Below are 9,482 nucleotides of genomic sequence, written 5' to 3' on the forward strand. Positions count from 1 at the left end.
TTATTCCTCCTCTAACAATTCCATATCTTGCTTGACTGCCTGCTTATCATAAATCTTGAAGAATGGGTAATAAATCAACCAACTGATCACAAACAAAATAACGACGAGCAATACACCACGAATGGATTCCGTAACGATCCAGCCTTGAGCTACCGTAGGCAGATACCAGAGTTGAAATGGCTTATACGGAATTGGAACTAAACCTATTTTCATAACAAGCCAAACTAATATCGGCCCTACGAGCCCGTTGATCCACATAGGAACCATCAAAATCGGGTTAAATGCAATCGGTGCGCCAAACACCACCGGTTCATTAATATTGAAAATAGCTGGAATAAGTGAAGCTTTGCCGATCATTTTTAACCGCTGCGATCTAGCCATAAAGGCCAGCATAATGACAAGCGCTAATGTTGCGCCGCCGCCGCCGATCAGGAACAGCGCTCCCGCCTCGTTCGTGAAAATACTAGTGACTGCCTTGCCTGCCTCAAAGTTGGCCTGATTCTCGGCAATAGCGGGTAAGGCAATGGCGCTCGTGACCGGATATAACACCCAACTCGAAATCCCGAACGTATACAAGAAGGCGAAGCCCAGGAAGTTAATAATTACAAATCCCCAGAAGCCTTGTCCCAAATGAATCAACGGGGTGAAGATGGAGTTGACTGCATTATACAAATTAATATTCAAGTGGAAGGTGAAAAACCAACCGATCAATAAAATGAGAGTAATCGGAATAAGCGTGTTAAACCAGGTAGCTACAAAATCCGGAATCGCGGAATCCTCACCGATGAGCTTCCACTTCGCGAACAGATTCATAACCACGCCTACGAAAAGTCCTGCAATCAGCGCAGAAATCATGCCGGCCGTACCGAAGGTACTGAGATCAAAGCTAATTCGACCATCATCACTCAACAAAGGAAATACCAGAATTAGAAAAAATGCTATTCCGGCAAGACCGGCTTGCTTGGCAGTACCTTTGTGTCCCTTGTTGTTCATGACAGCTTCCGGGATCAAATACGCCAGAAACAGCGAGAATAGTCCGAATGAAAAAGTGCTAAGCAACGAAAGGTCGGGAAAGCCCTTCCAATAATCTTTAACAATGGACAAGATCGTCGCGAACGAGCCGATAAAAACCATCGGCATTGACGTTAAAATTGCGCTTTGAACAGCAGCGATCCACGGATTTTTTGCCATCTTATTTACCTTTGGCGCAAAAACATCGGTCATCCATGACATCAATTTATCGAACATCTCTGCTCCTCCTTAAAGTCGCTTGTATAACTTTATAATTTCCCGCATGATATTCATTTCGGATTTCACCGTCATCATGGTATCCTGCGCATGAGCGAATAACGGCGAGAATGGAAATTCGATACCGTCGGCTTCCTTTTGCAATGTCTGGGTCTGGGCTTTATGAGCCGTGACGATTTCTTTATTAGCTTCAACCATGAGCTGATCCGCTTCATCAAACTCTCTTGCCGACGCTTTGTCCACGGCCTGATAGACGTAGTCGCGAGCTTTTCCGGCATGCAGGATCACATTCATAGATACTAAGGCAAGCTCCTCAAGCGTTACTTTTTCCGTTTCCATAATTACTTGCCACCTTCCAAAAGTTCCTTGGCGGTATTAACCAACCCTGGGCCGTCCAACGAACCATATACTTTTTGCGGAATCAGGCTGTATTTAACACCTGCTTGTTCACATGCGCCTTTTACATCGTCAATCATATATTTCAAATGCGGTGCCACCAGCAGCAAATCAATGCTGTTCAAATTCTCCATCAGTTCCGACTCGCTTTTGGCTTTAAACTCTATATCTTCACCTGTTTTCTTAACGGCCTTCCGCGCCGCTGCCGCCATAAAACCGGATGATGCGCCTGCCCCGCAAACCAACAATACTTTTTTTGTCATGATGTTTAACCTCCCTTTGTTTTACATGTTCAGTATGCCACCTTCCGAAAGCCCAAACCAACAATAAACCTTCCTACCCCCCGGAAAGTCAGGATGATATCGACCCAAGCGGGTTACTACTATAACGAGCGTTTGTTCAACACAAATAAACTTCCTAGGGATAGGAAATTTCTCAAGAGCCGTTCATTTGAGGACTCCTTTATACTGATACTTTAAAGAAAGAACATCTGGGATCATAAGCGAGGGATTGATGGTGAAGAGCGCCAAATTAACAGCCTTTTTGAACTATCTGGAGACCCAGAACGACTGGGTTACCGCTGCTGCCTTAGCCAATCATTTCAAGGTTTCGACCCGAACGATCCGTAACTATGTAAGTACGATCAACAGCGATGCCGATATGATCGCTTCCGCTCCGAACGGCTATAAATTAATAACAAAGAATAACCGGAAAGCAGTTGCCTCTCTTCAATCTCAAGATACTCCGTCCAAACGCATGAACATGATGCTGAAGGAGTTAATCGTAAACACCGAGGGCCTGGACATTTTCGATTTGAGCGAAAAGATCTTTGTCAGTACGTCCACAATCGAGAACGATATTATCATCACCAACAATTTGATCGTTCCCTTTCATTTAAAAGTGAAGCGCAGAGGCGACATGCTGATCTTGGTAGGAGAGGAATCGGATAAGCGGAAGCTCATGAGCCACATTCTTACTCAGGAAGCATCACCGCAATTTTTAAGTACGGTTCATGTGCAGGAGATTTTTGAAGGGTATGATATCGCGCAGTTAAAGCATTCACCATGGACAGAATCAAAAACAACAAATCGATCGAGCATAATCAACAGGCAAAGGACTTGAAGAGCAATCTGGAAATGAAGGCCGCCATAGAGATTGCCAATCGGATCGGAACCGAGTACGGGATTATCTTCAACGAAGCCGAAAGAGATTACTTAATGATTCTGCTTTCGAGCAAAACAACCTTATTGAATTATCAAACCTTAACTTCCGACAATTTAACGGGCTTTGTGGATAAGCACTATGTTGATCTGGCCCAAACGCTGCTGGACAAAGTGCATGAATCTTATTTTATTGACCTCTCCGACGATGAGTTCGTCGTCAAATTCACGCTCCACATCCGAAATCTGGTGTTCCGGGCGAGGAACAAGCAGTGGTCGAGAAATCCGCTAACCTCCAGCTTCAAAGACGCCTATCCGTTGATCCATGAAATATCGGTATTCATCTCCAATGAACTGCAAAAGCTGGAGCATATCTCAATCGTCGAGGATGAGATTACTTTTATTTCTTTTCATATCGGATCGTTTTTCGAGCGTAAAAAAGAACTGGAGACCAAACTGCTATGCGCCGTAGTATGCCCCAATTACTATGGTATGCAGCTGAACCTGGTTCAAAAAATCGATGCAAAGTTCAAGGATGTCATTGAAATTATGCAAGTGGCTTCGGAGATCGACAGCTTGAATCATACGGACAAAATTGATTTCATCATTACGACGCTTCCCGTTAAGCTGCTGCAAATCCCTACGATTTTTGTACACCCGTTTATCACGAAGGAAGACTTCGAGCAAATTCAGAATCTGATTGTTAAATTAAGCGAACGAAAAAGTGTTTTGAACGTGAAAAATTACCTGGAGATGTTCTTTAACGAGGAGTTGTTCCTGAAGAACGTTTATTTGGACAGCGACGTAGATTACATTAGATTTATGTCTCAAAAGCTCTACGAGAAGCATTATGTAAATGAGGATTATTGCGAATCCGTATTGGAACGGGAAAAAATGTCGTCCACGGCTTTCAACAACAATGTGGCGGTACCTCACTCCATGAAGATGGATGCCCATAGAACGGGGATCTGCATCATCATTAATGATAAGCCTGTGAGATGGGGAGAAGAGAAGGTTCAGATCATCATCATGATTGCCTTCAACAAAACGCAAAGGCAGTTATTCAGTCATGTATTCGAGAGCTTTATTAATATTCTTTCGGAATGGGAAAACATAAAGGAATTGACCCTGGCCGCGGATTATAAAGAGTTCGTCAATAAAATTGCCCATTTGATGGATAAAATATAAATTCGATGAGTTAGCAGCATACGAACAAATAAAACGGACACCCATGGTGCCCGTTTTTTGTACCGCATATCACTCACTGCGTCGAGGATACGTTCTGCACAGCCTCTTTTTCCATAGTAGAAGATCCAAGGTTGACCAATACAACGCCTGCAATAATGAACGCAATGCCAAAAACCGTGATGAACCCGACTTTTTCTTTCCATATCAGAATCCCGATTATGACCGTAGCCATCGTTCCAACCCCCGACCATATCGCGTAAGCAATGCCTAAGGGGATCTTTTGCAGACTCAGAGAGAGCATATAGAACGCCAACCCAAAACAGAGAACCGTCGCGATGCTCGGATATAATTTCGTAAATCCATTCGATAGCTTCAGCATTGATGTACCTAGCAGTTCACCAATAATCGCTACCAGCAAAAAAAGGTACGGCTTCATTCCGCTCCGCTCCTTTCTCCGCTTTTCACTTCGGGCCCTCCATCCAGGATTCCCTGCATCAAGAACTCAACCATTTGCTCTAACACCTTATCCAAAGACAATTCGATCTTGTTCGCAACATGTATATCCATAAGCTGATTCAAAGCCCCGATGTAAGTCTGGATGAACAGCTCGACATGAAACGGCCGCAGGATGCCTGCCGCTACTCCTTCCTGGATCAAGATCCGGATGTTATCCCATCCATGCTTTATATATGCATCCACCTCACGCCACAGTTGCGGATACCGTTGTTTCAATTCATGAAAAACATGAACGTCTTTAAATACAAATCCGCGAGGTAAAATAACTAGAGCCATTCTCAGTTTCTGGGCGGCATTCAACGACGTATCGTTCATCACTTCCTGCTCGGCTTCCCGCATATCCGCAATGGATTGATCGACGATGTGGCTAATCATGTGCTCTTTTGACTCAAAGAATTGGTATATCGTCTTTGTGCTCATCCCTAGACTTGCAGCGATATCCCGAAGCGAAAACTTCAACCCCCGCTTCATGATTTCTTCCCTTACGACTTCCGTAATTCTGTCCTTCATGGGTTCACGTCCAATCGTGCTGTAGTTTTGCAAACTAATCGAGGCAGGAAGAACAGAGGGTAGATCATTAAGAACAAATTCGGTATCCACCACGACGCATCAAAATCATGCCGCAGTCCCCAGAACGCGATAGCTTGCAAACCTGAACAAAACGTAAGCGATAACGAAATGATACATAAAGAAATTCCAAATTGCGGCCGTTTCCGATAAAAATAAATGCTCATCAACCCGGTACAAGAAATCAACAGATCCAGAGGAATAAACGATAGATTCCAGGCCACCATCATTTCATTGTCGTAATCCTTGTAGAGATAGTCCTTCGGCAGCAGATTAAGAAATACGATAAGCCAGTACGCCACAAATCCCACATCTGTGACGAGCATGGCGGTCTTTAATGTTCTTCCCATCGCTTTATTCTCCTTCCACGTACATAGCCCGGAAAACAAATAATAAATTATGTTTCCCTTGTTTTCCATTATACATTCCGAGTTTCAGCTAATCAACCTCACTATCGACCAGCCGGAAACTAACAATGAGTGATTTACATACATGCTGTATGTATGTTACTATGAGTCAATAATAAGAATAAAGGGGATGTTTACCAATGACCACTACAAGCTTCTACCCTGTTATATTGACGGAGAAGGTTGCCTTGAGTTCAACATTTTACTCCACCTATTTTCAATTCGAAAAGGTATATGAAGCCGACTGGTACGTGAGTCTTAGAATGACTAACGGTAAAGTCCCTTATGAATTAGCTCTCTTGGACGCATCTCACCCTACCATCCCCTCTGTTTACCAAAAGAGAGTCCAAGGCTTGATTCTAAACTTTGAAGTAGATGATGTGGATTCAGAGTATAAGAGACTTATTCTGGATGAGAAACTGCCCCTGCAACTCGATATTCGTAATGAAGAATTTGGACAGAGACATTTCATAACCAGCGACCCTAATGGTGTGTTAATTGATATTATACAAATTATCCCTCCCTCGGAAACGGAGAGTGCTAATTATGCAGAGCAGGTATGGTTGAGTAATAACGATGGTGAAATAGAATGAGTACTACGGTACAATTAAAGCATTATTTTGCTGGAGAACTAGCCGTTCGTCTATCCAAATTGATCAGCCCGCACTATCCTGATTTCCCTGCGGAAATATTCGTCGAGTCCGTTAGAAATAGGGTAGAACCACTTGAATTAAAAGACCGGGTCGCCGTCATTGCCGATCAATTAAGACAAGCATTACCCTCTGATTATTCGGTAGCCCTGAGCATTCTATTAAATATTGTTGGACCGGAGAATGAAACCGAAGAGGGAATGTTCAATAATGGGTATTTTCTAATGCCTGTTGCCTATTTTGTTGAGAAATATGGGTTAGAGCACTTCGATATTTCCATGCATGCTATATATGAGATCACAAAAAGACATACTTCAGAATATGCCATCCGTCCTTATCTTGAAGTTCACCTTGAGGATACTTTAGATCAGCTAAGTCAATGGTCGCGTGATGCTAACTCTCATGTCCGTCGTTTAGTCAGCGAAGGAACACGTCCACGTCTTCCCTGGGCAAAACGAATCCAAGTCATCAAGGGAGACCCTGCTAATAATCTTGCCTTGCTGGAGCCCTTGTGGGAGGATCCTTCCTTTTATGTAAGAAAGTCCGTGGCTAACCATTTGAACGATTTAACGAAAGACTATAAGGAAATCACCCTTAACTGGCTGAATGATCGATTGAAATATGAGGGAAAGCATCGCACCTGGATGATTCGTCATTCCCTGCGATCCTTAACGAAATCAGGAGATCCGGCGGCAATAGCACTTTTGGAGAAGCTTTGAAAGCAGTCTGATTCAAGGGAAGAAGAGATCGAGACAGGAGACAAACCGTGTATGAGAAGAAACAAAGAAGAAACGAATGAAACCATTAACCGGTTGATAGAGGTGGCCAGAGGTTATTTTACCGAACACGGGTATGCGGACTCTTCGTTGGAGGAGATTGCCAGGGAGTCCGGGCTAACGCGAGGGGCACTCTATCATCATTTTAAAAATAAAAAAGGTCTCTTTCACGTTGTGCTGGAATCGGTTCAAAAAGACGTTGCAGAACGAATCGAGACGGAAGCGGCGAAAAGTGAGGATGTCTGGGAACAGCTGCTCCTTGGGTGCATTGCCTTTGTAGCTGCCGCAGTTGAGCCTCAGAACAAACGCATTATGCTCGTGGACGGACCTGCTGTATTGGGGTGGGAGACTTGGCGGAGTATGGACGAGCATAACTCCATGCGTTTACTACACGGACAACTGCAAATTATGGAGGAGCAAGAATGCCTCAAACCGGGGTCGATTGAAGCAATGACCCATTGTCTATCTGGAGCCTTGAATGAATCTGCGCTCTGGATTGCACAGATGCCGGATTATGAGCAAGCATTGGCGGACACCAAAGTCATCATCTCCAATATGTTGAATGGTTTTAGGAGTTAAGTTGAATGGAATGCAATAGAAAGCAAAAAAACACACTTCCCACTGATATTTTCAAAGGGAAGTGTGTTTTCTTGCTTGTCATAAGCGGGTGATGGGAATCGAACCCACGCTACCAGCTTGGAAGGCTGGAGTTCTACCATTGAACTACACCCGCAAAAATAATGGTCGGGATGACACGATTTGAACATGCGACCCCCTGGTCCCAAACCAGGTGCTCTACCAAGCTGAGCTACATCCCGATAAATGATGCCGGTGAAGGGACTCGAACCCCCACGGTTTCCCTCACGATTTTGAGTCGCGCGCGTCTGCCAATTCCGCCACACCGGCATTTATCAATATTTACTACAAAGTTAAAGTGGCTGGGGATATAGGATTCGAACCTATGGATGACGGAGTCAAAGTCCGTTGCCTTACCGCTTGGCTAATCCCCAACGATAATTTTTAGTTGAAAATGGGGCGATCGATGGGACTTGAACCCACGAATGCCGGAGCCACAATCCGGTGCGTTAACCCCTTCGCCACGACCGCCATACAGATTCATTTATAAAAAATGGCGCGCCCTAAGAGATTCGAACTCCTGACCTTTTGATTCGTAGTCAAACGCTCTATCCAGCTGAGCTAAGGGCGCAAATATGGAGCGGACGACGGGAATCGAACCCGCGACCCTCGCCTTGGCAAGGCGATGCTCTACCGCTGAGCCACGTCCGCAAAGGTGATGCGCGTGGAGGGACTTGAACCCCCACGTCAAAGACGCTAGATCCTAAGTCTAGTGCGTCTGCCAATTCCGCCACACGCGCATTGTGAAAAGTGAGCCATGAAGGACTCGAACCTTCGACACCCTGATTAAAAGTCAGGTGCTCTACCAACTGAGCTAATGGCTCTCATAAAGAAATCTAAAATAAAAATGGCGGAGCCGACGGGATTCGAACCCGCGGTCTCCTGCGTGACAGGCAGGCATGTTAGGCCTCTACACCACGGCTCCACACTGGTAAATCTTCATCCCTAAAGGGATAATTGCGGGGGCAGGATTTGAACCTGCGGCCTTCGGGTTATGAGCCCGACGAGCTACCGGGCTGCTCCACCCCGCGTCAGTTAAAATGAATATTAACTTGTCAAAGTAAACTATGGTGGAGGCTGAGAGGATCGAACCCCCGACCCTCTGCTTGTAAGGCAGATGCTCTCCCAGCTGAGCTAAGCCTCCGAAATCATGAATGTCTGGGGTCCCCGAAAAGTAATCGGATTACACCACAGAGCTTGACTTCACTTTTTGGGGTGTGTTGGTGACCCGTAGGGGATTCGAACCCCTGTTACCTCCGTGAAAGGGAGGTGTCTTAACCCCTTGACCAACGGGCCTTGTTTATGAAAGTGAAATTATGGCGGAGAGAGAGGGATTCGAACCCTCGAGACGCTTGTGACGCCTACACGATTTCCAATCGTGCTCCTTCGGCCAGCTCGGACACCTCTCCACAATATTTGGTTAGAGCCCCCAGAAAGCACCCGGAATAGACATCGAAGCTATTCACACATTCTGGGGACTGGACTCCCCGAACAGGACTCGAACCTGTGACAACTCGATTAACAGTCGAGTGCTCTACCAACTGAGCTATCAGGGAACAATGGTGGAGCCAAGCGGGATCGAACCGCTGACCTCCTGCTTGCAAGGCAGGCGCTCTCCCAGCTGAGCTATGGCCCCAAACTTATTACAAATACATGGAGTATGATGATGGGTTAGATGGTGGGCCCTAGTGGACTCGAACCACCGACCTCACCCTTATCAGGGGTGCGCTCTAACCAACTGAGCTAAGGGCCCATTTTAAAATGATTATATATATGTAGAATTTTAGGCAAAAAAAATCCCCCACAAGGGGTTTGCTTGGCGGCGTCCTACTCTCCCAGGACCCTTCGGTCCAAGTACCATCGGCGCTGGAGGGCTTAACGGTCGTGTTCGGGATGGGTACGTGTGGAACCCCTCCGCCATCGCCACCAAACGGTTCA

At 45.5% G+C, this 9,482-nt stretch carries 11 protein-coding genes, 17 tRNA genes and 1 rRNA gene; 5 read left to right on the top strand and 24 right to left on the bottom strand.

What is annotated here, in order from left to right; translation table 11 throughout:
* The 3 genes from KB559_RS13855 to KB559_RS13865 are packed head-to-tail and all read right to left on the bottom strand — an operon-like array spanning position 1 to position 1,907.
* Positions 1-1,248, bottom strand: coding sequence for a PTS sugar transporter subunit IIC (locus KB559_RS13855; RefSeq protein ID WP_211022514.1), 1,248 nt, complete (start codon positions 1,246-1,248; stop codon positions 1-3).
* A gap of 12 nt (positions 1,249-1,260) precedes the next feature.
* Complete coding sequence (locus KB559_RS13860) at positions 1,261-1,587, bottom strand: PTS sugar transporter subunit IIA (protein WP_211022515.1); 327 nt, start codon at positions 1,585-1,587, stop codon at positions 1,261-1,263.
* A 2-nt stretch (positions 1,588-1,589) separates the two neighbouring features.
* On the bottom strand, positions 1,590-1,907 hold the full coding sequence (locus tag KB559_RS13865) for a PTS sugar transporter subunit IIB (RefSeq protein ID WP_211022516.1): 318 nt from the start codon (positions 1,905-1,907) through the stop codon (positions 1,590-1,592).
* A 253-nt stretch (positions 1,908-2,160) separates the two neighbouring features.
* On the opposite strand from KB559_RS13865, the gene KB559_RS25180 reads away from it, so the two are divergent.
* Positions 2,161-2,766 carry an HTH domain-containing protein gene (locus tag KB559_RS25180; RefSeq protein ID WP_348772921.1) on the top strand — a complete coding sequence of 202 codons (606 nt, stop codon included), beginning with the start codon at positions 2,161-2,163 and terminating at the stop codon, positions 2,764-2,766.
* Positions 2,709-3,992 carry a BglG family transcription antiterminator gene (locus tag KB559_RS13870; protein WP_247681796.1) on the top strand — a complete coding sequence of 428 codons (1,284 nt, stop codon included), beginning with the start codon at positions 2,709-2,711 and terminating at the stop codon, positions 3,990-3,992. Before KB559_RS25180 ends, KB559_RS13870 begins: the two co-directional genes overlap by 58 nt.
* Positions 3,993-4,065: 73 nt before the next feature.
* On the opposite strand, the gene KB559_RS13875 is transcribed toward KB559_RS13870, so the two are convergent.
* The 3 genes from KB559_RS13875 to KB559_RS13885 are packed head-to-tail and all read right to left on the bottom strand — an operon-like array spanning position 4,066 to position 5,425.
* Positions 4,066-4,428, bottom strand: a complete 363-nt coding sequence (locus KB559_RS13875) for a DMT family transporter (protein ID WP_211022517.1) — start codon at positions 4,426-4,428, stop codon at positions 4,066-4,068.
* Positions 4,425-5,018, bottom strand: coding sequence for a TetR/AcrR family transcriptional regulator (locus KB559_RS13880; RefSeq protein WP_211022518.1), 594 nt, complete (start codon positions 5,016-5,018; stop codon positions 4,425-4,427). The genes KB559_RS13875 and KB559_RS13880 overlap by 4 nt, the downstream gene beginning before the upstream one ends.
* Positions 5,015-5,425, bottom strand: coding sequence for a YvaD family protein (locus KB559_RS13885; RefSeq protein ID WP_211022519.1), 411 nt, complete (start codon positions 5,423-5,425; stop codon positions 5,015-5,017). The genes KB559_RS13880 and KB559_RS13885 overlap by 4 nt, the downstream gene beginning before the upstream one ends.
* A 197-nt stretch (positions 5,426-5,622) precedes the next feature.
* Here KB559_RS13885 and KB559_RS13890 point away from each other — a divergent pair, with 197 nt between their 5' ends.
* The 3 genes from KB559_RS13890 to KB559_RS13900 are packed head-to-tail and all read left to right on the top strand — an operon-like array spanning position 5,623 to position 7,487.
* Positions 5,623-6,075, top strand: a complete 453-nt coding sequence (locus tag KB559_RS13890) for a VOC family protein (RefSeq protein WP_211022520.1) — start codon at positions 5,623-5,625, stop codon at positions 6,073-6,075.
* A complete protein-coding gene (locus KB559_RS13895; protein ID WP_211022521.1) occupies positions 6,072-6,851 on the top strand; it encodes a DNA alkylation repair protein in 780 nt (259 codons plus the stop codon). The genes KB559_RS13890 and KB559_RS13895 overlap by 4 nt, the downstream gene beginning before the upstream one ends.
* Positions 6,852-6,902: 51 nt before the next feature.
* Positions 6,903-7,487 carry a TetR/AcrR family transcriptional regulator gene (locus tag KB559_RS13900; RefSeq protein WP_211022522.1) on the top strand — a complete coding sequence of 195 codons (585 nt, stop codon included), beginning with the start codon at positions 6,903-6,905 and terminating at the stop codon, positions 7,485-7,487.
* 83 nt (positions 7,488-7,570) lie between these two features.
* Here the strand turns inward: KB559_RS13900 and KB559_RS13905 are convergent.
* The 18 genes from KB559_RS13905 to rrf all read right to left on the bottom strand — a co-directional run bounded on the left by KB559_RS13905 (position 7,571) and on the right by rrf (position 9,475).
* Positions 7,571-7,641: transfer RNA gene (locus tag KB559_RS13905), tRNA-Gly, on the bottom strand.
* Between the two features lie 8 nt (positions 7,642-7,649).
* Positions 7,650-7,726: transfer RNA gene (locus KB559_RS13910), tRNA-Pro, on the bottom strand.
* An 8-nt stretch (positions 7,727-7,734) separates the two neighbouring features.
* Positions 7,735-7,814: transfer RNA gene (locus KB559_RS13915), tRNA-Leu, on the bottom strand.
* Between the two features lie 29 nt (positions 7,815-7,843).
* Positions 7,844-7,918: transfer RNA gene (locus KB559_RS13920), tRNA-Gln, on the bottom strand.
* Positions 7,919-7,939: 21 nt separating this feature from the next.
* Positions 7,940-8,015: transfer RNA gene (locus tag KB559_RS13925), tRNA-His, on the bottom strand.
* 23 nt (positions 8,016-8,038) lie between these two features.
* Positions 8,039-8,115: transfer RNA gene (locus KB559_RS13930), tRNA-Arg, on the bottom strand.
* Positions 8,116-8,120: 5 nt separating this feature from the next.
* A tRNA-Gly gene (locus KB559_RS13935) sits at positions 8,121-8,195 on the bottom strand.
* Positions 8,196-8,203: 8 nt separating this feature from the next.
* Positions 8,204-8,284, bottom strand: a tRNA-Leu gene (locus KB559_RS13940).
* An 11-nt stretch (positions 8,285-8,295) separates the two neighbouring features.
* Positions 8,296-8,368 (bottom strand) — tRNA-Lys (locus tag KB559_RS13945).
* 24 nt (positions 8,369-8,392) lie between these two features.
* Positions 8,393-8,469, bottom strand: a tRNA-Asp gene (locus tag KB559_RS13950).
* 32 nt (positions 8,470-8,501) lie between these two features.
* Positions 8,502-8,575, bottom strand: a tRNA-Met gene (locus tag KB559_RS13955).
* A 37-nt stretch (positions 8,576-8,612) separates the two neighbouring features.
* Positions 8,613-8,688: transfer RNA gene (locus tag KB559_RS13960), tRNA-Val, on the bottom strand.
* A 77-nt stretch (positions 8,689-8,765) separates the two neighbouring features.
* Positions 8,766-8,840, bottom strand: a tRNA-Glu gene (locus KB559_RS13965).
* A gap of 21 nt (positions 8,841-8,861) precedes the next feature.
* Positions 8,862-8,953 (bottom strand) — tRNA-Ser (locus KB559_RS13970).
* A gap of 74 nt (positions 8,954-9,027) precedes the next feature.
* Positions 9,028-9,100, bottom strand: a tRNA-Asn gene (locus KB559_RS13975).
* A 4-nt stretch (positions 9,101-9,104) separates the two neighbouring features.
* Positions 9,105-9,180 (bottom strand) — tRNA-Ala (locus KB559_RS13980).
* A gap of 40 nt (positions 9,181-9,220) precedes the next feature.
* Positions 9,221-9,297, bottom strand: a tRNA-Ile gene (locus KB559_RS13985).
* Between the two features lie 61 nt (positions 9,298-9,358).
* Positions 9,359-9,475, bottom strand: a 5S ribosomal RNA gene (rrf, locus tag KB559_RS13990).
* Positions 9,476-9,482: the final 7 nt, after the last annotated feature.

Origin of the sequence: Paenibacillus sp. Marseille-P2973 (assembly GCF_018101095.1) — a bacterium.
Lineage (GTDB): Bacteria > Bacillota > Bacilli > Paenibacillales > Paenibacillaceae > Fontibacillus > Fontibacillus vini.